This window comes from Halomonas sp. BDJS001 (genome assembly GCF_026104355.1).
Lineage (GTDB): Bacteria > Pseudomonadota > Gammaproteobacteria > Pseudomonadales > Halomonadaceae > Vreelandella.
Genome location: NZ_CP110535.1, coordinates 900,398 through 921,503 on the forward strand (window position 1 = coordinate 900,398; position 21,106 = coordinate 921,503).

Genomic DNA, 21,106 nt, shown 5'->3' on the forward strand with positions numbered 1-21,106 from the left:
ATTATCGATACGTCGAGGCTTCCAATGAGCAAAGAGTTCCAGCAAAAACCAACTCAGCCCGGTGATATACAGGCGAGTGAGGGTATGAACGATGATCAACGCGCATCCTTCCTGCCTATGACTCGCCGCGAAACCCTAGGGCTTGGGACTTTCTTAACGGCCAGCGCGTTTCTGCCCATGCCCAGTTGGGCGCAGCAGAACACAGCCCTTGGGACGTCTCCTGCTCAATGGGAGCCTGGTACCACTACCGCTATTGCAACAAGGGTGAACGGCGTCCCGGTCAATCTCACCATCGACACCCGTGCCTCATTGCTCGACATGTTGCGCGAACGGTTGGCACTGGTGGGCGCGAAGAAGGGGTGCGATCACGGCCAGTGCGGTGCCTGCACCGTTCATGTCGATGGTCGCCGGGTAGTGTCCTGCCTAACACTCGCCGCCAAGGTTGATGGGCATGAGGTAACGACGATCGAGGGCCTGTCTGATGGGGATACCCTGCACCCGATGCAGCAGGCCTTTATCGATCACGATGCCTTGCAGTGTGGCTATTGCACACCAGGGCAAATCATGGCGGGTATCGCGTGCGTTAATGAAGGGAATGCGACGAGCCCTGAGCGAATACGTGAGTATATGAGCGGCAATATCTGCCGCTGTGGCGCTTATGTCGGCATTGTGAGAGCGATTGAGGATGCCGCTAAAGAGATGGGAGAGAGCTGATGCAGTCGATTAGCTATACGCGTGCAACCACGCCTGAAGCCGCCTTGGCCGCTTTCTCCAATGCCGGAGAAGGGGCACGTTTCATCGCCGGGGGAACCACACTCTACGATTTGATGAAGCTGGGTATTGAAACGCCAGCGCATATCATCGATGTCAGCGATATCGACGGATTTGATGCTATTGAGACAGAGGGCGACACACTGCGCATTGGTGCCATGGCCCGAATGGCGGATGTCGCTGCGCATCCGGTTATTCGGGATGAGTACCCGGTACTGGCGGAGTCACTTTTGAAGGCCGCCTCGCAACAGCTTCGTAACATGGCGACGGTGGGCGGCAATTTGCTCCAACGCACCCGATGCATCTACTTCCGTAATGGTGCAGGTGGTATTTCGCCGTGCAATAAACGCGAGCCGGGCTCAGGGTGTGCCGCTATTGGGGGCCTGGATCGTGGTCAGGCCTTGTTCGGTGCCTCAAATGTATGCACAGCTGTTTTCCCCGGCGATTGGCCGATTGCTCTTTTAGCGCTCGGCGCTGCGGTGGACGTCTTAGGGCCTAATGGACACCGAACGATTCCCGTCGCCGAACTTTATCGCTTACCGGGGGATACGCCTCATATCGAGTTCTCCCTCACATCGGATGAGATCGTTACCGCCATCACCGTTCCCAAGCGGCCTGCCCGGCGTTCGACCTATCACAAAATCCGCGATCGTGAGTCTTATGCGTTTGCATTAGTGTCCGCCGCGGTTGTGCTTGAAATGCAGGGAAATAACGTACGCCAAGCACGCATCGCCTTGGGCGGCGTGGCGTCCATACCTTGGCGTGCCACTGAAGCTGAGACGGCGCTGATCGGCCATCCTCTCACCCGCGCTCGCGCGCTCGCCGCGGGACAAGCAGCCTTCGCCAACGCGCGCCCGGGGCAGCACAACGCTTTCAAGCTTACGCTCGGGCCTGAAGTAATCGCCGATGCTCTAATGATCGCCGCCCAGAGGAATGCATAATGACACTACAATCCACCCCCGATCGCCCACGTGTCGACGCCCGTGAAAAAGTATTAGGACGTGCCCTGTATGCTGCCGATATAGCGCTCGATGGGCTGCTACACGCCATAACAGTACCGGCCACTATTGCCAAGGGGCGCGTGACCGCTATCGACACCGCGTTAGCCATCGCAGAGCCGGGCGTTGTGCGAGTCTATACCCATGAGGATTTCGCTAATGATATAGCAGTGACGCCTGCCACGTTAGGCGGCCATCAGCCCGGTCTACAGCCGATGGCGGACACACTGATCCGCTTTCGCGGCCAACCCGTGGCGCTCGTGGTTGCCGAGACGCTGGAGGCGGCCTGTGAAGCGGCGCGTTTGGTACGCGTCAGCTATCGCGTGGAAGCGTTCACCGCCACAATGGACGAGCTGGGCGCCGACGCAGAACCCTACGAGATAACGGCTGAGGTAGGTGATGCCCACGCTGCGCTTCAGGCGGCAGAGGTGACGGTTGATGTTGCCTACGCCCAGGCGCAGAATCATCACAACCCGATAGAGCTCATTTCCACGACGGCGTATTGGCGGGCCGGTAAACTGACCATCCTTGAAGGCACCCAGAATACCAGCGCGATTAAGTTCGGCACCGCCGGGGCTCTTGGGTTTGACCCCTCCACAGTCGATGCGATTAGCCCCTATGTAGGGGGCGCTTTCGGTCAGAAAACTGTTCTCCAACTTCAGTCAGCATTGGTCTCACGGGCAGCTGTTTTACTCGGCAGACCGGTGAAGTTGGTAATGCCCCGCGCCCAACTCTTCCATACTGCCGCCTATCGCCCACGCAGCAATCACCGCATACAGCTTGGCGCCTCAAGAGATGGACGGCTAGTGGCGACGATCTACGAAAGTGATCAGCAAAATGCTCGTTACGACCATTTTTATGGAACCTCTCACAATGAAATGGTGAGCCATCTTTATGGCATTGCCAACTGGCTTGGCCGTGAACGGTTGATTCGCGTTGATACGTCCCCTCCAGGCTATATGCGAGCTCCACATGAGCACCCGGCGAGCTTTGCCTTCGAAAGTGCCATTGATGAACTGGCTTATTCCCTCGAAATGGATCCTGTTGCGCTGCGTCTTATCAATGACACTGATCGCGATCCGATAACCGGAAAGCCTTTCTCCAGCCGGACACTGGCCCGCTGCCTGGAGCGGGGTGCCGAACTTTTCGGTTGGGATCGACGCAGCTCGGCACCGCGCACAATGACAACTGAGGACGGAACTCTGATTGGTTGGGGCGTTGCCGCCGGTGCGTATAAAGGATCCATGTGCCCGGCCATCGCCCGGTTGCGCATCCAGGCAAACGGCGTAACACGTCTGTTCATTACCGGGCATGAGATGGGGCAGGGAATGCGTAGCGCTATCGCCGCCGAGTTGATGGAGGTGCTCCCCGTCAACCTAGACAAGCTGGATATCCAGATGGGTGACACGACCGCCGCTGACCAGCACCTCACCGCAGGTTCCTGGGGCACGGGGAGTGCGGTGCCCGCGACTCGTGCAGTGGCAGAAAAGATGAAGGCGGCGCTGACGGAACTTGTCGGAGAGCTACGCGCAGGGGATGACGTGCATCGCAAGCTGATGTCCACCAAGCGTCCCATGCTCGAGGTAGAGATTGAACAGTTGGGCCTGGATCAGACTCAGGCCGCTCTAGACCGGATGCGCCAGGGCGCACCGGCAACGGCTGGGCCCATTTATGATGAGCTCGTTGCGTTTAGTTGGATCGCCCATTTCGTTGAAGTGCATGTTGACCCAACAACGATGCGCGTGCGAGTGCCGCGCGTCGTCTCTGTCGCCGACTGTGGGCGAGTGATGAACCACCGTACAGCGACCAGCCAGGTTCAGGGCGGCGTGGTGTGGGGAATCGGGGCAGCGTTACAAGAAACTGCCGAAATCGATCCCCGGTATGGCTTTATCCAAAATAACGACCTCGCTGACTATGTCGTGCCGGTGAACGCTGATATCGGCGACATTACCGTCGAGCTGCTCGATATTCCGGATCCACAGCTTAACGCCTCTGGGGTTAAAGGGATCGGCGAGGTCGCTATGGTCGGTGCCTCGGCCGCGGTCGCCAACGCCGTTTTTCACGCGACCGGCAAGCGTATCCGGCATCTGCCGATTCGGATCGAAGACCTGCTGCAAGAGACTTGAAGGCGATCGTGACTACTGCCGTGTCATGTACTGCTGAACCTGAATCCGAACCTCCTCATTGCTACGTCAAAAAAGTGGGGATGCCACGACCATCACGGCCTTTTGGTCGTAAAACCTCACGCCAATGGAGTCAATGATGTCTACCACAAATCGCAATGTATTTGAGCAATCCAGGAATGGACGCCCTCGGCTGCTATTTCCTTTTTTGGCACAGTTTTACACGCGAGGAGAGCCGATCACTTACGCACTGCTGCGTGTAGCATTCGGACTTTCGATCTTGACGCATGGTATCCCTAAGCTATTCGGTATGCCGCATGGGTCAATGGCCGATCCGATGGCAGGGACGACGAACCTGATAGGCAACGTTCTAGGGCTACCTTTTGCTCCGCAGTTGGCGATATTTGTTGCGCTACTTGAGACCTTTGGCGCCATCGCCATTGCTATCGGCTTCGGCACGCGTCTTCTTGGGCTGGTGTTTACGGTGCAGATGATCGTTATCTGCTTTGCGATCGGGCCGACTTATCCTTGGATCGATCGCGGTATCGAGTATCCGATTATGCTGGGCTTCGTGTCGCTCCTGTTCGCCATTCGTGGCGGGGGCAGATACTCCGTTGATAGGCGACTAGGCTTCGAACTCTAAACACTCGATTGCCAGCGGTGATGCTGAACGCAGCACCCTTTGATGAAACCATTCTATTGAAGCTAAAGAGTGCCGTTTCCAAAGGGTGCTGCCTGGGAAACTACCTCCGCCCCGATATCTCACCGCACAACGTCAAATGACCGCTCGCTCCGTGAGTGCACGACGACGCAGGGAGGACTGTGCGATCGCCGGGGGTATGTAGGCCGCCCTCTCCAGCGGTGCCACGTCAACGCCCGGCGGAACAATCTCGTCGATTTGGTCGAGGATTTCATCGCTCAACTGAACTTCCGCACCTGCGAGCAGATGGTCGAGTTGCTTGGTGGGCTTACCAATCCTGGCGCCAAACTTTCCTGATCCTGCGGGGGAGCAAAAAATCGGCGCTGAGCAGTACGGTTTGATTACTCGGGAAGCCTAGCAATGACCTTGATTTCAAAGTCGAACCCCGCCAGCCAGGTCACACCGACCGCCGTCCAGTTCGGGTAGGGTTTTTCCGGGAACGCGCGCGCCTTGGCTTCTAGCCAGATAGGGAATTGGGCTTCCGGATCCGTATGGAAGGTCGTTACGTCGACGATATCCTCGAAGCTTGCGCCCGCCGCTTTCAGGACACTCTGCAGGTTGTCGAAAGCGAGCTGTACCTGGGCGGCGAAGTCTGGCTCGGGCGAGCCGTCTTCACGGCTGCCGACCTGGCCCGACACGAACAGTAGATCGCCGGAGCGAACGGCTGCGGAGTAGGCGTTCTGTTCATAAAGCGCTTGGCGGCCTGGGGGGAAAACAACGTCACGTTTAGTCATGTGAATCTCCATCAATAGGTCGAAGCCGACCCTTTATCTACGATGGCGTCACTTTAAGGCGTCATTAGAGGTGGATAAACGGCGAATTCTGTTCAACATTGTTTGTATATTTCAAACAATCAAAGGTGTTTGGTACCCTCATGGATCGTTTTAACGCAATGCAGGCCTTTGCTCGGGTCGTGGAGACGGGCAGCTTTACCAAGGCAGCCGAGACGCTTCACATGAGCAAAACCAGCGTGACGCAACTCGTGCAACAACTAGAGGCACGGCTACGGGTAAAGCTGCTCAACCGTACCACGCGCAAGGTGAACGTAACGGCTGACGGCGCCGCCTATTACGAGCGCGTTATCAAGCTTCTGGCCGATATGGATGATGCTGAAACCAGCTTGTCCAACGCCTCGGTGCTGCCTCGCGGTCGACTAAGAGTAGACGTTCCCAGCCCTTTTGCGCGCATGATCCTGATTCCAGCCCTGCCCGCGTTCCACACCCGCTATCCTGATATTCAACTCGATATGGGGGTGAGTGATCGCATGGTGGATTTGATCGGTGAAAGCGTGGACTGTGTGGTGCGCGGCGGAGAGCTTACCGACCTATCGTTGATAGCGCGTCGCGTGGGCGATCTAAGCCTCGGTGTTTACGCTGCACCGGGCTATCTGGAGAGAACTGGTGTTCCTTCACACCCACAAGAGCTGTCGCTCCCGCCTCACTACATCGTTGGTTTTAGTTGGGCACGTTCTGGTTTGGCTTTCCCCTACGCTCTGCATCGCAATGCAGAGCGTGTCACCGTACAGGGGCGCTATGTGATATCGGTCGACGATGGGAACGCTGGGCTTGCAGCTGGCCTGGCGGGGTTAGGGGTAATTTGGCTCCCGGATTACATGGCCAGGGAGCATGTAACGCGTGGGGAACTGGTGCGTCTGTTTGCTGATTGGCACCTTGATCCAATGCCGATGTACGTCGCCTTTCCACCGAATAGGCACGTTAGTGCCAAGCTGCGCGTATTTATCGATTGGGTCGTGGAATTGATGGCTCAAAATACGCTTGGCGGTGGTCGAACGGGCTATAAACGCTGATATTCACGTCTTTCAGGGGGGCGGCTGATATGTGGCCGCATTGACGCCGTTTAGTCATCTAAGCTTGAGTTAACATGTCTACATTTTCTTAAAAGTGTTAGGCCATAAATGGAATTGAAAAAATGGGTAGGGGAGGCGTGAATCTAACAAGGCATAAAGCTGCGCTCTATCGGCAGTTAGCGCCGGAAGCGCGTCAGCAGATTGGGCTTTCAATACTCAATCAAGTGATTGGTGTGCTTATTTTGCTGGCATCGCTAACGGCTATTTTGGAGACGGAGCCTACCCTGCGCGCAAGCGTGCCATGGCTTTTCCCTACGCTCGAAACAATATTCGTGGTGGTGTTCATTATTGAGTATCTACTGCGGCTTTATTCGATAGGGGAAGACCCGCGGTATCGTGGGTTGAGTGGCCGTCTTCGCTACATCTTTTCGTTTTGGGCGTTAGTCGATCTGGTCGCTATTTTGCCCTATTTTCTGGGTTTCCTGGCTCATGATAATGCCTTTTTGGTACGGCTATTGCGTTTGCTGCGTATGTTGCGACTGGCTCGTTTAGGGCGATTTAGCCAAGCTTGGGCGGGGTTAGCTGTTGCGCTCCGCTCGCGTTCTTATGAGCTTTGGTTAAGCGCGGGTGTGGCTGGGCTATTGTTGCTATTTTCATCCTGCTGTCTTTATGTCGTTGAAGCGTCAGCCCAGCCGGAGGCATTTGGAAGCGTGCCGCGGGCACTATGGTGGAGTATCGCTACGCTCACTACGGTGGGCTATGGTGATGTGACGCCTATTACCGCTTTGGGTAAATTTTTTGCAGGCCTAACGGCGGTGGCGGGCATTGGGATTATCGCCATGCCTACCGGCATTTTGGCTGCGGCGTTTAGTGATGCATTTCAGAAAGCACATAAGTTGCCAGAAAGCGATGAAAAATAGCTTATTTCTGGAGCGTCGCTGATGTCTCTGTCCCTCTATCTGCGGCGGGCTTATGATGTGGCCGCTCCGACATAATGCGCGCTAGGCGCTCCAGAGCCAGTTCGAGCCGCTCGACCAAGCCTTCCAGCAGTACTCGGCGATCAGCGGGCACGTCGCCGTAAGCCTCTATCGCTTCTTCCAACTGCTGGCCCGCTTCACGAATCCCTTGGGGTTGGCGCCCGTTGGCGCTCTCTTCAAATCCGCTCGCCAGCGTGCGCAGCAGGTGGTGGTGCGCCTCGCGGATTCGAGGATGCGGTGCATCATCAAGCCGGTCACGCAGGCGCAGCGTCGCGGTGCCCACATCCAGCCCGGTCAAACCAAGAATAAACAGGTGGCGCTGGTCTTCAGGCAGCATGTCGTCGTGCTGGGCCAACTGAAGAATCCGATCCGCCATATGGCCGCTGAAGCGGGTTTCGGCGTCGCGAATCGAGCGCCGCGTTAGCTCATGAATGTCTGTGGAAATGGCGCTGATCAGTCGCCGCCGTCTAAGGCGCGTACCTAGCCCCGGCAGCAGACGAAAGCCCATTACCACGCAGCTAAGCCCAATGACCACGGCCACCACGCGGTTGGCGAAACTATCGAATGAGAAATCCATGCCGTTGCCGGGCATGGTCAGCAGAATATTGAAAATCGTAAACGCCAGGCAGTACCCCATCGTGGCTGGATTGGTGGCACCCAATAATCCCAAAAACAGCGGCGTACCGAAAATCAATGCTAGCAGGGGAAAACCATTGGCCTGGGAAAGCAGCACATGGCCGAATAAAAAGGCGCTGGGAATCGCCGCCAGCATGCCTTTGTAGAACATCATGGTGATCGCGATAGGGTTGTCACGGCTGGCGAAGAAGGCGGAAAACAGCGTGCCGAGCATCATCGCAATCATGGCGCTCTGCCAGGCGGTGACAATCCAAAAAGCCGCCAGTAGCGAGAATACCAAGCCCGAGCGTATAGCGTTGATACTCGCGGCGAGGTGGTCGCGGTGCCAGGCCAGCGGTGATGAACGCAGTTTATGGCTCTCCGGAGAGGCAATCGCTTCCCGGGCATCGAGCATGATCATGGCGTGCCCGATCGATTCCCGAAGGCCCAATCGCAAGCGCCGGTCAAGCGGGGCCAAGCGCCTCTCCTCTTCGTTTTCGTGAACCTGCTGGCGTAACGCCTGAAGAGCTTTTCTGGCCTCAACCACGCCTTTAACGTGTTCAGCATTGCGAAAGCCTTGCGCGATCTGCCCCGCCAGTTTGATACTTTGCGGGGCGAGGCGGTCGGCGTGGTCGTGCATCAGTTGATGAAGCGCCTGAAGATTGGCGAAAAAGCGCAGCGTGCGGCGGGTTAGTACGTGGGTGGCGCGCACCCGGCCAGGGCCTGCCGGGCCTTCAAAACGGGCGGCCTGGCTATCGGTTTCCAGTAGGGTTAACGGCCCGAGGCTACTACGCAGGGCTTTCTGCATCGCTGGGATATCGTCGCTGGCTTCCAAGCGCAGTGCGGCATGCTCGAAGGCTTGGTTGATGACGTTGTCGGCCTGGGTGGCAAGGTGGGTGCCCACATGGGATGGCCAGAGCAGCGAGCTGACCAGCATGGCGCAGATGGCGCCCAGCCCGAGCTCGGTAAGGCGCGCCACGGCGATATCGAAGATCCCAGCGGGCGCGCTGCCGCTGGAGATGACCACGATCAGCATGGCCGTGACGGAGGCCATCAGGCAGCCGTAAGTGTAGTTATTACGCCACAGCGAGCCCACGTAAGTGCATAGCATAATCCAGATGGTCAGTACGATAAGTGCCGGTACGCGGGCCTGGGCGAAGAGTGCCATGATCGCGATACCCGCCACGGCGCCAATCAAAGTGCCGACAAGCTGGCAGATGCCTTTCTCTACCACCATGCCGCTCATGGGACGAATCTGCAGAAACGCCGCCGACATCAGCGCCCAGTAGGGGCGTTCAACGTCAAGCCAGAGCGCAACATAAAGGGCGAGCATCATCGCCAGGGTGGTCTTGATGGCAAACTTGACCGCTGTGGCGTTGGGCGTCAGGTAGGTGCTAATAAAGGGTGACATAGGTCATTCAGGCTGTTCGGCAGGGCGGACACGCACTGTCGCTGTCATGCCGACACTCAGCAGCGTGTCATCAGGAACCTCAGCGAGTGAAATACGCACCGGAATGCGCTGCGCCAAGCGCACCCAGTTAAAGGTGGGTTCCACTTGGGGCAACAACTGCTGGTTAAGGGTTGTGTTGCTGTCGGCGATGCCCCGGCCAATACCTGCCACTCGTCCATCCAGGTGAGTGTCGCCGTTCATCAGAATCACCTCTACCGGGTCACCAACCTTGATTGAGTCCATTTTGGTCTCTTCAAAATAGCCCACTACATAGAAGGAGTTATCCGCAATCAGCGCCATGACGGGAGAGCCGCGGTTGACGTACGTACCCACGCTAAGCTGTACGTTGAGTATGTGGCCACTGACGGGAGCGGTTATTTGGGTGCGCGCTAAATCAAGCTGGGCACTGGTCAGCTCCGCCTGGGCCTGCTGTAAATCGGCTTCGGCAATCCGCGAGTTGATCTGGGCGATCTGATGATTTTCCGCGCTAATCGCACGATTATTGCTCAACTGGTTACGCCGACTCTCCTCTGCGCGACTGAGTTCCAGAGTGGCCTGACGGTGCTCAACCATGGCCTGAGCGCTATCAACCGCCGCTTGGTAGCGAGTATCGTCGATCGTAAACAGCGTATCGCCCTGGGCAACATAATCGGTATCGACCACTTCAAGCGTGTGTACCCAGCCTGAAACATCCGGGGCAATGGTAACAACCTCAGCATGTACTCGGGCGTCGCGGGTCCAGGGGGTGTAAAGGTAGTAGCGCCAAAGCCAAGCTCCGGCAGCAATGGCGATAGCGACAATAATTAAAGTGAGCACAATACGAAGCGAAGGGCGCATCAGCGATTCTCTCAAGGGGCTATCTCAAAATGGGTTATATCAAGCGCTTTGAAGCAACACGGTAAACAGGAAGGTAGTGGCTGCTGTGAAAATGACAAACAGTGAGATGTCGAACCACGCCTCGTACCAGAGCGCGTACTCGCCGACCACCCAGTGCAGCAGCGAGCGAATAGTCAGCGTAGCAATAAAGCCAATGAGCGCGTAGATCAGCAGCGGGCTTAAGTAGATGCCACCAACGGCGATTTCTTGAAGACCCATAACAACCTTAAGTGGACTAGCAGTACGAAATTTAACCCCAGCCGGGAACAAATAAGTCGACAGTATAGTGAGAATAAACATAGATTGCCTGGAAAGGGGAACCAGGTGCCATCGCGTTAGGGGTGACACTGATGGGGTGCGTGTTTAGCACAGTTGCGGCTGTGTTAAAGTGCTATGACGTCGATTTTCCTTTATTTTCGCTGAATAGTTGATCATTCCCTTTGAGAACCGATAGCCGTCTCTCTCGCATGCTGCATGTGCTGCTGCACATTGCCCGAGAATCCCAGCCGATTACCTCTGAGCAGATTGGCACCATGCTAGGCACCAACGCTGCCGTGGTGCGGCGCACCATGGCGGGGCTGCGTAAAGCGGGCTATGTAAAGTCTGAAAAAGGCCACAACGGTGGCTGGCGTATCGCTTGCGATTTGCACAAGGTAACGCTGGTGGATATCCACAACGCCGTAGGCGGACCGCGTATTTTCGCTATCGGCACCGATCGCGATAACCCGGACTGCGCAGTAGAGCAGGTGGTTAATGCTGCGCTGTTTGACGCCATGCGCGAAGCGGAAGCGCTGCTGATCGAACGCTTAGGAGCGGTCACGCTGGCAGAGCTTGCTGAACAGTTTGATGATATTGCCACCCGCAAAGGCTACCAACTGCCCACGCCTTAATACTTCATTACCTGCCTGATTAACTCTAACGAGTGCCCGCAACATTGTGATTGACCTCTGTGCGCTTTTTAATGTATCAATAAAAGATACATGAAGTTGACCAATTAAAATCGGCTTTAGATCGCAAGGCGTGAACGGAGGAAGGGCAATGAGCTTTGATGCAGTGATTATCGGTGGCAGCTACGCAGGCATGGCGGCAGGGCTACATCTGGCCCGAGCAAGGAGGAAAATATTGCTGGTAGATGCAGACCAACCTCGCAACCGTTTTGCCTCTCACTCCCATGGTTTTTTAACTCAGGATGGTGCGCCGCCCGTAGAGATAGCAGCAGAGGCCCGTAGTCAACTGATGGAGTACCCAACGGTTGAGTGGCGCACGGGGCGGGTGGAAGCGGTAACGGGGGAGGCTGATAATTTCTTGGTGGCGCTAGCCGATGGCAGCAGCTATCAAGCACGGCGCATTATTCTGGCCGCGGGTGTTGCCGATGAGCTGCCAGGCTTACCGGGGCTCGCCGAGCTTTGGGGCAAACACGTTTTCCACTGCCCGTACTGTCACGGCTATGAGCTGGGCAAAGAGGGGATCGGTGTGCTGGCAACCTTAGAACTCGCGATGCACCACGGTTTAATGCTGCCCGACTGGGGCGCCACCACGCTGTTTCTTAACGATGCCTTTGAACCCAGTGCCGATCAGTTGGCGCAGCTAAAGGCACGTGGCACTCGCGTTGAGTATGGCGCAGCGGAACGCCTTAATGAGCAGGCAAATGGCGTTGAGCTGGTAATGCAGGATGGTCGGGTGTTTCCGCTGGTGGGATTGTTTGTCGCGCCACGCATTCACCTTAGCCCACTGGCAGCACAGTTGGGCTGCGAGCTTGAAGAGTCTCCCATGGGGAGTATCGTCAAAACAGATGCAATGCAGGCTACTTCAATTCCTGGCGTGTTCGCCTGCGGTGATGTGGCCCGCGCCGCCGGGTCGGTCACCTTTGCCGTGGCCGATGGCGCCATGGCCGGGCTTTCTACACACCGGTCGTTGATGTTTGGCATTTAACGCTTGGATTCAGGCGTTAATATGTCAGCTAACTCTCAATTAGTTAAATTAGAACTATGCTTTAGTATTAGTGTCGTACTTGCCAACTCTTAGGTCGTTGGAGAAGGCGTTTGTTGATCAAAAAGAAGAAAGCTCGGTCTCATACCGAGGATCGCTGCTTGGCACTGGTACTGGCGACAGCTGCCGGTATTCTCAATGCCATGGCGTTGGGGGCTTTTGGGTTTCTCCCTTCGCATATGAGTGGCAACGCCTCACAAATGTCGACTGAAGTAGTCAGCCCCGATACCTATGGCTTGTTGTTTCTGGCAGCCCTGCTCTTGGCATTTGTGATAGGAAGTACGCTCGCACGCGTTGCCGTGGTCGTGGGGCAGAAACTCAGAACCATCTTTTGCCTGATTCTCTTGGCGGAAGGCGTGGCATTGACTGCGGTGTCGGTGTTCGAACTGCTGTTTTACTCGACACGCTTCAACGAGGAAGTGCTGATAGCACTGGGCTTCTTGATGGGAGTTCATAACGCGACGTCAACGCAACTCTCCAACGGTCGGGTGAGGTCGACTCACGTAACCGGTACACTAACGGATGCTGGCATCGCGTTAGGCTCGTTCTTATCATCCTTGGCGGCACGCGGTGAGACGACCGACCGCCGTTCTTGCCGAAAGCAACTCTATACACATTTGACGACGATTTTTTCATTTCTGACTGGGTGTGTCATCGGATTTGTGTTGTTCAATTTGTTTGGTTTCAAGGCAATGCTGGGGCTAGGGGCCGTTTTGATGATCGTTCCCTTGAGCGCCATTGTTATCACAGTGCGTACCGCAAGTAAGTTGATGGACGCCAAAAGAGCCTAACGGGTAGTGGCGTCCCTTCGCTGAACACAGGGTTATGACTTACTAAATTGCAGTGGCATCAGGCCTGCTGTTTACCCGAGTGCCCTCCGCTAATAGATATCCTGTGACACTACTGTTTGGCATTTACCACAAGCGCTAACTGTACTAATGCCCCTGTTGCGGCGATTGCCCCCGCGCCCACCGCTAATGTCGAAACGGGAAGGTGGAAGGCAAGCAAAATGCCGCCACTCGCCGCCCCTATCGCACTGCCTAAATAGAGCGCCGATTCATTGAGCGCGACCGCCAAAACGTTAGCAGAGGATGAACCGATGCCGAAAAAGGTAGCGCGATGAGCGCTATAAAGAGCAGCAGCATGATCGCCAAGGTCATTACCGGGCCGTTAAATTTGTCGACCAATGGGCCAACCAAAAAGCTGCCCTGCCATGCGCCAGCGGTTATCACCCTGGGAGGAGCAGGTTTGCCAAATGCTATCCAGCTTCCGACGCGACTTTGCCCGGGCGACCAAAGATCCCGCCATCGAGGCATTGGTTGAAGAGCTCACCAAAGTGGCACCGGAGTTTAAGGCATGGTGGAAAAATCAGGAGGTCAACGCGCCCTGTCAGGGAGTGCGTCATCTTTATATTGAAGCGCTTGGTACTGTGGCGCTTGAACACACGACGCTCACCGTTGATGAAGAGCGTCACCTGAGGCTGGTTTATTATGCCCACAAGGGGAGCGATACCGAGAAGCAGGCTTTTAATGAGTGGGTGGTGGGTTAAACAATGTTGTCTAAGAGTGCAATGTAAGGTGGGCACCGATCTGCCCGAAGGATCATGGCGTGAGTAAAAGACAAACAAGGTGAAAATTGGCTTTGCATTGAAATCTAAAGAAGGAGAAATGTTTACCGTTGACGCTAGTGCTCTTGTGGCATGCGATGGCTTAGCTTAGATCGCCCTTCACCCCTGCAAATACTTCCCTGGTAGCTGTTCTACTAAAAACTCCATAAACAGTCGTGTGCGCTGGGAAAGCGTGGTTTGGCGGTAGTACACAGCATTGACGGCTTGAGTCTGCAGTTGTGTGCAGTCGGGTAATACATCTACCAGTATGCCGTGCCGACGGGGAGAGATGGTCATGAAGTCGGCCAGGCAAACAATACCTTCACCTGCAATGGCCAGCTCTATTAGCGTGCTGCCGCTGGAGGCCGCCAGCGATGGCGTGATATGTAATAGTTTGCCGTCGGCGCGGAGTAGGGGCCATTGATTGAGATGATCTAGCTGGTTAAATCCCAGCAAGCTGTGCTGTTGAAGGTCTTCAATATTTTGCGGTACGCCGTTGCGTTCAAGATAGGTGGGGCTGGCAAGAAGGCGCAGCGGGCTATGGCCGAGTAAGCGTGCGTGCAGGGATGAGTCCTCCAGGCTGCCGATGCGAATGGCCAGATCAACCCGCTGTTCGAGCAGGTCGACAAAGCGATCATGGGTATCCAGCTCCAGCGTAATGCCAGGGTAGCGGGTACGGAACTCGCCAATCACCGGCACAATCACGAACTGCATAAAACTGGGGGCGGCGTTAACTCGCAGCCTGCCTTGGGGCTGGTTATGGCGATCCTGCATTGCCTCTTCGGCTTCTTCAACGGCAGCCAGAATATGGCGGCAGTGGTTTAGAAACGTTTCGCCCTCTTCGGTAAGTTCCAAGCGGCGCGTTGTGCGACGTAATAGCGTGGCGCCAAGTTTTTGCTCCAGGCGGTTAAGCGTACGACTAACCCCGGAAACGGTCATGCCAAGCCGCTCAGCGGCGCCAGTGATAGAGCCGCTATCCACGACCGTCACAAATGCCTGCTGTTCTTCAAGGGTGCTTTTCATAAATTGCTTTTCATAGCGCTGCCGTTTGTCTTAGTGAGTGTTTAACATTATTGATTTAATATCAAAAGAGTCTTGCTGTTACGTCGCTTCTTTTTCCGCGCTGTTACTCCCACAATACGCGCCATTAACGTCAAACCTATCCGGTTAGCTTTGATGATGAACCTCTTTGGGAGAAAGCGTGAGATGAAGATTCTACTGATTAACGGTGGCAAGGCGTTTGCCCACTCTGGCGGCGAGCTCAACAATACCCTGCATGGCGTGGCAGTGAGTACGTTGCAGGAAATGGGGTATGAGGTGCGCGAGACGGTGATTGATCAAGGCTACAATCTTGAGACCGAAGTGCAGAACTACCTATGGGCGGACACCATTGTGTATCAGATGCCGGGCTGGTGGATGGGCGCGCCATGGATCGTTAAACGTTACATTGATGAAGTGTTCACAGAAGGCCACGGTTCACTCTACGCCAGCGATGGCCGCTCGCGGCAAGACCCCACTAAGCAGTATGGCAGTGGCGGCTTGCTGCAAGGGCGCCGCTACATGCTGTCGCTGACATGGAATGCCCCTTTGGAAGCCTTCGACGAGCCGGACAATTTCTTTGAGGGGCGTGGTGTGGACGGTGTTTATTTCCCATTCCACAAATCGCAGGAGTTTATCGGCCTAGAGGCATTGCCGACCTTTATCGCCAACGATGTGATGAAGATGCCGGATGTCGATCGTGATAAAGCGGCTTATCGTACCCATCTTCGCAGAGTGCTTGGCTGATTTATCTGACCTAGCGATCCCGATCCAAGCTTTGCACCGTCAGATCCAGCGCCTTGTACATATCCAGGCGGGCAGACAGACCGATATCCGGGTGATTCAGCTCATTGGCCCGCTCCGATGGCAATATAGGTGCGGTCAGGTCATCCGCATCTGTCGGCTCGAAATCGTACTCTTCCCCGATCGTCATGGCGCTGCGGCGAAGTAGCATGCGTAACTGTGCCGGGGTAAGTGCGGGGTCAATCGACATCATTGCCGCCAACAGACCGGCCACCAGCGGGGTCGCGTAGGATGTTCCGCAATGGGCTTCGCCTTGCTCACCTTCGATTAAAGAAGAGCCCCGCACACAGGCCGCTGCGGTGATATCCACCCGCATATCGATATTGGATGCATTCCGTTTGACCACATAGCGGGGATCTTCAACCTGCACATCCTCATCGCTGCGTTCATGCCCACCCACGACAAACAGTTGGTCGGTAATAAAAGAAGAGGGCAGGCGATAATCGTCACTTCCTGAAAATGACGACGCGTTGCCTGCTGAGTTCACGACTACTACGTCGGGGTGTTCGCGGCGCAGCCATAAGAAGAACTCTTCGAGCAGTTCTTCGTAACCGCTCATGGCGATGCCGGAACGCACCAGCGAATCGACCTCCTTCCCGTTAATGTCGATTGCCCCTACTCGGTGAATGCCCCAACTCCAGTTGAGTACGCGTACTCCGTCCTCTACCAGATTGACGGAAGCAGCAACATTAGCCGTTATGCCGGCATCTGAGTTGCGATCCACAATTACATCGAAGCCAGGGCCCACATCGTCCAGCCCGCGTAAAAAACCACTGTTGCCGCCTTCGTTCCAGGCCGCGGCAAATACGCCAGCGACCGTTGTGCCATGCCCGTCGGGCTTAGCCGCATCGCGGGCGTACACGCAGGTTCTAGTGGAATCAGTGCGGCAGTCATCCAGGTAATCGGCAAAATCCGGGGCGTCAAAGTCCACCTCCCGCTCGATGACGCCAATACGGATGGGCTGCGTCTCGATATCCCCGCCGTGCCCCTGACGTGATAAGCGTCGCTGGTAATAGTTCACGGCATCCAGAAAACGATTCGACGCCCACTCCTGATTATCTGCAGCGGGCGGTTTTTCCGTTTCGCTCTCAATGCTCTCTTCTGCCCCCGACTCTTCGACCACCACCGCATCCACGCTCACTTCACTGCCTAGCCTAAGTACCAGCGCATCGTGCTCTTCCAGGTTGCGGGCGGGCAAGCGCAATTGATAGGTATTGAGCGGCGGGATCATACCGACGACTTCGGCGTCGTACTTCTCTGCCAAACGCTGGGCTTCCTCGGCGCCGTCGTGGCTCTCTTCAATAATCAGGCTGATCAGATCCACGTAGGTGGTGATGCCATCCATGTTCTTCGCCACCTCTTGATCGGTGGCGGCTACTACGTGGCTGCCGTTAAGAGTGAGCCAAACCGGGTTGCTGGACTGCTCACGCTGCTCAAGCCACAGTGGGCCGCTTTGCGCATCGGCGCTGCTGATGCTTACCCGCACCCGGTCGTTGTCGCGGGTGATCTCCTCTGGCTGAAGTGCTGTACCGTTCAGCTTTATCTGAAAGTCGTTGTTCTCAAGCCCACTGACGCTAAGACAGAACTCTTGTATATCCAGCGTCAGTAGATTGCCACAGCGCTGCAGTTGTTCGACTCGCAACGGCTGTTCAGCTTGCGCAGATTGCTCTGCAACCGCGACAGTTCCAATCAACATTAATGCCAGCGCTGAAACCAGCCGACCAGCGCCCAAATACGTTGCTGCCATATGACGACTCCAAACGCTATCCGATTGACTGCACGCAGCATAAACGCATTAGCTGAACAGAACATGAACCCGTTTGGTACGAAAGGGTATCTATTGAGGCTTTAACGGCTAAAACGATAACGCAGTTTAGGCAGGGAGCGGGCAACAGGCGGCAGGCGGGTGGCCATAATCAGCGCAGCCATAGCGGCATACATTGCCCACTCTTGCATATCGGCGCGCACCACCCAGAAGAAGTGCAGCAGCACCAGCCCCAAAATGGCGTAAGAGAATTTGTGCAGCGACTTCCAGCGTTTGCCTAGGCGACGCATCGCCCACTTGTTAGACGTCGCCCCCAACACGGCTAGGCCAACCAGCGCGATCATACCGACGATAATATACGGGCGCTTGACGATCTCACTACCCAGCAATGCCCAGTTAAGCCCCAGAATAAACAGCGCGTAACTGAGCATATGCAGGGTGGCGTAGGCGAGTGTCCATAGGCCCAGCTGGCGCCGGATCAGTGCAAAGCCTTTCCAACGGGTGAGCTTGGTAAGTGGGGTAAGGCTGAGCGTGAGCAGCAGCATCCACAGCCCGCCGATGCCGATATTCAGCAGCAGGTAGCGCCCCGGTTCTGGGCCTGCGGCGTTATTCGCCACCTGCCAGCTCCAAAACAGCAGCGGTGCTAGCGCGGCCAGAAACACGCCCACGCGCCATGCTAACCATATACGTGGGCTGGCCATTAATAATTTTCCTTTAAATCCATACCCGCATAGAGCTCGGCGACTTCATCGGCGTAACCGTTAAACATCAGGGTATCAATGGTGTTGGGGTTGAACAGGCTGTTGGGCAGCCGGCGCTCGGTGGCCTGGCTCCAGCGGGGGTGGTCGACGTCGGGATTCACGTTGGCGTAAAAGCCGTACTCGTCGGCGGCGATCTTCTGCCAGGAATTCACCGGCTGTTCTTCCGTCAGCGATATCCGCACAATCGACTTGATGCTCTTGAAGCCGTATTTCCACGGCACGACCAGCCGTAGAGGGGCGCCGTTTTGATTGGGCAATTCCCGGCCGTACATACCCATGGCCAGTATCGTCAGCGGGTGCATGGCTTCATCCAGGCGCAGGCCTTCCACGTAGGGCCAATCAATGATCGAAAACGAGGAGCGCTGCCCACGCATCTGCTCAGGGTCTACCAGGGTTTCAAAGCGTACGTACTTGGCTTTGCTGGTGGGGTCGGCGCGTTTGATGATATCGGCCAGCGGAATACCCAGCCAGGGAATGACCATCGACCATGCCTCAACGCAGCGCAGGCGGTAAATGCGCTCTTCAAACTGCGAGGGCTTGGCGAAGTCCTCCAGGGCAAAGCGTCCGCCGTTATTGACCTCGCCATCGACCACCACGCTCCAGGGCTGGGTTTCCAGGCTGCCCGCATGGCGGGCGGGGTCGCCCTTGTCGGTGCCGAACTCGAAAAAGTTGTTGTAGCCACTGGCGTCATCAAAGGGGGCAATTTTATCTTTGTCAGGATCGCTAGGGGTGACGGCTCGCCACTGGGTTTCGCTGATTTTCTCCTTTAGCCATGCTGGTGCATCGCCTTCGGGTACATCGGAGTAGTCGGCGTTAGCGCGGACGTGGCCGGATAGGGCGAGCCCTGCTCCTAGGCCTGCGATACCGCCCATAAAGCGCCGTCGGGAGAGGTAGATAGATTCCGGCGTGACATCGGATTCGTGTAAATCACTCGGTTTGGCAATCTTTATTAGCATTGGGTGTCTCCACTAAGGCCTTTGTGGGTAGCATACGTGGTGAATGCAGCATTCGATATTAATGGGTGTCGTAAGTTCGCCAAAACTTACACAAAACCCTTACGTTTTAAATTGAGCCTGTCGGGGTAGCTGGTCGCCCCGTGGGGAACTGTTGATAAGGAGTTCGTGTTCAGATGATCGAAGCCCGGGGATTGACCCGTATTCCTCTGCGTAATGCCGTCTTTGTTGCCTGCCTGATCCTGCTGTTGGTTTCGCTGGTGGGGGTGGTGTTCTCTTTAGCATGGCTGTGGGGCGTGGCGATCTTTGGCATGCTCGCTGGGCTGGGGCTTTATGATCTACGCCAAACGCAGCGAACGGTGAGCCGTAACTATCCTGTTCTGGCCCATTTTCGCTATGTTCTAGAGTCCATTGGGCCGGAAATACGTCAGTACTTTATTCAATCGGATCTCGATGAACGGCCTTTTTCCCGCGAGCAGCGTGCTGTGGTATATCAGCGTGCTAAAAATGAGAGCGATAAAAAGCCCTTTGGCTCCCTTCTGGATATGTATCAGCCGGGGCATGAGTGGATCAACCATTCGCTCCTCCCCTGTGCTATTGAAAACGCGGACTTCCGTGTGCGCGTTGGCGGCAGTCATTGCAGTCAACCTTACCTGGCAAGCGTACTGAATATTTCTGCGATGAGCTTTGGTTCGCTTTCGGGCAATGCCATTGAGGCGCTCAACGCGGGGGCGTGTAAGGGCGGTTTTTATCACGACACCGGGGAAGGCTCTATTTCCCGTTACCATCGCAGGCACGGTGGTGATTTGGTCTGGGAAATAGGCTCTGGCTACTTTGGCTGCCGTCACGACGATGGCTCGTTTAACGAGGAGCGCTTTGCTGCCAACGCCAGTGACGATCAGGTGAAGATGATCGAAATCAAGCTTTCCCAGGGCGCTAAACCGGGTCATGGCGGCATATTGCCAGCGGCCAAGGTCACCGCAGAAATTGCCGAAGCGCGGGAAGTGCCCATGGGGCAGGACGTGATTTCCCCCGCCGCCCATTCAGCCTTTTCTACACCGCTGGAGCTGATGGATTTTATTGCCCGCCTGCGTTCGCTTTCCGGTGGTAAACCGGTCGGCTTCAAGCTGGCGATTGGCCACCCCTGGGAGTGGTTTGCGATCGTAAAAGCCATGCTGGAAAGCGGTGAGCGGCCTGATTTTATAGTCGTGGACGGCGGCGAAGGGGGAACCGGCGCGGCGCCGCTGGAGTTTATTAATCGTATGGGGGTGCCGTTAACCGAAGCTGTTACGCTGGTGCATAACACCCTGGTGGGCGTCGGGCTACGCGAGGAGATTCGTATTGGTGCGGCGGGCAAAATCATGTCCGGCTTTCACATTGCCCGAACCCTGGCGCTAGGGGCTGATTGGTGCAATTCCGCCAGAGGGTTTATGTTTTCACTGGGCTGTATTCAGGCCCTTAACTGCCACTCCGACAAGTGCCCCAGCGGCGTGGCTACTCAAGACCCTAAGCGCAGCCGCCACTTGGATATTGCCGATAAAACAGCGCGGGTCTACCACTTCCACCGTAATACCTTAAAAGCGCTGGCGGAAATGCTGGGGGCCGCAGGGCTTAGCCATCCTAGTGAACTGGGGCCTGAGCACATTATCCGGCGTGTCTCGGAAAACGAGATTCAGTCCTACGATCAGATATTCACTTTCTTAAAACCCAATGAACTGCTCAATGCAAAGTGCGAACACACGGTATTCAAGCACTATTGGGAAAATGCCCGAGCTGACTCCTTCCAACCGCCTGCGCAGATTGCTCGGCTGCGCTTTACTAAGTTGGAGTGATCATGGCACTTAGCCTCGATGCTTGTGTTTCCACCGCGCCG

The 21,106-nt window shown here is 55.9% G+C and carries 20 protein-coding genes; 12 read left to right on the top strand and 8 right to left on the bottom strand.

Annotated features, from left to right (window positions below; all coding sequences use genetic code 11):
- Nucleotides 1–84: 84 nt before the first annotated feature.
- From OM794_RS04300 to OM794_RS04315, 4 genes are all read left to right on the top strand, one after another.
- Nucleotides 85–714: a (2Fe-2S)-binding protein gene (locus OM794_RS04300; protein ID WP_226247939.1), complete on the top strand. Its 630-nt coding sequence runs from the start codon at nt 85–87 to the stop codon at nt 712–714.
- Nucleotides 714–1,712: an FAD binding domain-containing protein gene (locus OM794_RS04305; RefSeq protein ID WP_226247942.1), complete on the top strand. Its 999-nt coding sequence runs from the start codon at nt 714–716 to the stop codon at nt 1,710–1,712. Before OM794_RS04300 ends, OM794_RS04305 begins: the two co-directional genes overlap by 1 nt.
- The gene (locus tag OM794_RS04310) at nt 1,712–3,895 is read left to right on the top strand and encodes a xanthine dehydrogenase family protein molybdopterin-binding subunit (protein ID WP_226247944.1); all 2,184 of its coding nucleotides are present in this window, start codon (nt 1,712–1,714) and stop codon (nt 3,893–3,895) included. Before OM794_RS04305 ends, OM794_RS04310 begins: the two co-directional genes overlap by 1 nt.
- Nucleotides 3,896–4,031: 136 nt before the next feature.
- On the top strand, nt 4,032–4,535 hold the full coding sequence (locus OM794_RS04315) for a DoxX family protein (protein ID WP_226247946.1): 504 nt from the start codon (nt 4,032–4,034) through the stop codon (nt 4,533–4,535).
- Between the two features lie 398 nt (nt 4,536–4,933).
- Here the strand turns inward: OM794_RS04315 and OM794_RS04320 are convergent, their stop codons facing one another.
- Nucleotides 4,934–5,326: a RidA family protein gene (locus tag OM794_RS04320; protein WP_226247949.1), complete on the bottom strand. Its 393-nt coding sequence runs from the start codon at nt 5,324–5,326 to the stop codon at nt 4,934–4,936.
- A gap of 140 nt (nt 5,327–5,466) precedes the next feature.
- Here OM794_RS04320 and OM794_RS04325 point away from each other — a divergent pair, with 140 nt between their 5' ends.
- Entirely contained in the window at nt 5,467–6,399 is a 933-nt protein-coding gene (locus OM794_RS04325) for a LysR family transcriptional regulator (RefSeq protein WP_226247951.1), read from the top strand.
- Between the two features lie 137 nt (nt 6,400–6,536).
- Nucleotides 6,537–7,319: a potassium channel family protein gene (locus tag OM794_RS04330; protein WP_226247953.1), complete on the top strand. Its 783-nt coding sequence runs from the start codon at nt 6,537–6,539 to the stop codon at nt 7,317–7,319.
- 1 nt (nt 7,320) lies between these two features.
- Here the strand turns inward: OM794_RS04330 and OM794_RS04335 are convergent, their stop codons facing one another.
- The 3 genes from OM794_RS04335 to OM794_RS04345 are packed head-to-tail and all read right to left on the bottom strand — an operon-like array spanning nt 7,321 to nt 10,536.
- Nucleotides 7,321–9,402, bottom strand: coding sequence for an FUSC family protein (locus OM794_RS04335; RefSeq protein ID WP_226247956.1), 2,082 nt, complete (start codon nt 9,400–9,402; stop codon nt 7,321–7,323).
- Between the two features lie 3 nt (nt 9,403–9,405).
- The gene (locus OM794_RS04340; protein ID WP_226247958.1) at nt 9,406–10,278 is read right to left on the bottom strand and encodes an HlyD family secretion protein; all 873 of its coding nucleotides are present in this window, start codon (nt 10,276–10,278) and stop codon (nt 9,406–9,408) included.
- A 39-nt stretch (nt 10,279–10,317) separates the two neighbouring features.
- Entirely contained in the window at nt 10,318–10,536 is a 219-nt protein-coding gene (locus tag OM794_RS04345) for a DUF1656 domain-containing protein (RefSeq protein WP_226247960.1), read from the bottom strand.
- Nucleotides 10,537–10,757: 221 nt separating this feature from the next.
- Here OM794_RS04345 and OM794_RS04350 point away from each other — a divergent pair, with 221 nt between their 5' ends.
- The 4 genes from OM794_RS04350 to OM794_RS04365 all read left to right on the top strand — a co-directional run bounded on the left by OM794_RS04350 (nt 10,758) and on the right by OM794_RS04365 (nt 13,855).
- Entirely contained in the window at nt 10,758–11,207 is a 450-nt protein-coding gene (locus OM794_RS04350; protein ID WP_264167790.1) for an Rrf2 family transcriptional regulator, read from the top strand.
- A 148-nt stretch (nt 11,208–11,355) separates the two neighbouring features.
- The gene (locus tag OM794_RS04355; RefSeq protein ID WP_226247962.1) at nt 11,356–12,249 is read left to right on the top strand and encodes an NAD(P)/FAD-dependent oxidoreductase; all 894 of its coding nucleotides are present in this window, start codon (nt 11,356–11,358) and stop codon (nt 12,247–12,249) included.
- Between the two features lie 158 nt (nt 12,250–12,407).
- A complete protein-coding gene (locus tag OM794_RS04360; protein ID WP_226247964.1) occupies nt 12,408–13,097 on the top strand; it encodes a YoaK family protein in 690 nt (229 codons plus the stop codon).
- Nucleotides 13,098–13,519: 422 nt separating this feature from the next.
- On the top strand, nt 13,520–13,855 hold the full coding sequence (locus tag OM794_RS04365) for a transcriptional regulator (RefSeq protein ID WP_226247966.1): 336 nt from the start codon (nt 13,520–13,522) through the stop codon (nt 13,853–13,855).
- A gap of 177 nt (nt 13,856–14,032) precedes the next feature.
- Here the strand turns inward: OM794_RS04365 and OM794_RS04370 are convergent, their stop codons facing one another.
- Nucleotides 14,033–14,935: a LysR family transcriptional regulator gene (locus OM794_RS04370; RefSeq protein ID WP_226247968.1), complete on the bottom strand. Its 903-nt coding sequence runs from the start codon at nt 14,933–14,935 to the stop codon at nt 14,033–14,035.
- A 183-nt stretch (nt 14,936–15,118) separates the two neighbouring features.
- Here OM794_RS04370 and OM794_RS04375 point away from each other — a divergent pair, with 183 nt between their 5' ends.
- Nucleotides 15,119–15,697, top strand: a complete 579-nt coding sequence (locus OM794_RS04375; RefSeq protein ID WP_226247970.1) for an NAD(P)H-dependent oxidoreductase — start codon at nt 15,119–15,121, stop codon at nt 15,695–15,697.
- 10 nt (nt 15,698–15,707) lie between these two features.
- Here OM794_RS04375 and OM794_RS04380 read toward each other — a convergent pair whose 3' ends face one another.
- The 3 genes from OM794_RS04380 to msrP form a co-directional block, all read right to left on the bottom strand.
- Nucleotides 15,708–17,501 carry a S8/S53 family peptidase gene (locus OM794_RS04380; protein WP_226247972.1) on the bottom strand — a complete coding sequence of 598 codons (1,794 nt, stop codon included), beginning with the start codon at nt 17,499–17,501 and terminating at the stop codon, nt 15,708–15,710.
- A 101-nt stretch (nt 17,502–17,602) separates the two neighbouring features.
- The gene (gene msrQ, locus OM794_RS04385) at nt 17,603–18,220 is read right to left on the bottom strand and encodes a protein-methionine-sulfoxide reductase heme-binding subunit MsrQ (protein ID WP_226247974.1); all 618 of its coding nucleotides are present in this window, start codon (nt 18,218–18,220) and stop codon (nt 17,603–17,605) included.
- The gene (msrP, locus tag OM794_RS04390; RefSeq protein ID WP_226247977.1) at nt 18,220–19,236 is read right to left on the bottom strand and encodes a protein-methionine-sulfoxide reductase catalytic subunit MsrP; all 1,017 of its coding nucleotides are present in this window, start codon (nt 19,234–19,236) and stop codon (nt 18,220–18,222) included. Before msrP ends, msrQ begins: the two co-directional genes overlap by 1 nt.
- Nucleotides 19,237–19,409: 173 nt before the next feature.
- On the opposite strand from msrP, the gene OM794_RS04395 reads away from it, so the two are divergent.
- Nucleotides 19,410–21,065 (top strand): FMN-binding glutamate synthase family protein, encoded by a 1,656-nt coding sequence (locus OM794_RS04395; RefSeq protein WP_226247979.1) that lies wholly within the window; start codon nt 19,410–19,412, stop codon nt 21,063–21,065.
- Nucleotides 21,066–21,106: the final 41 nt, after the last annotated feature.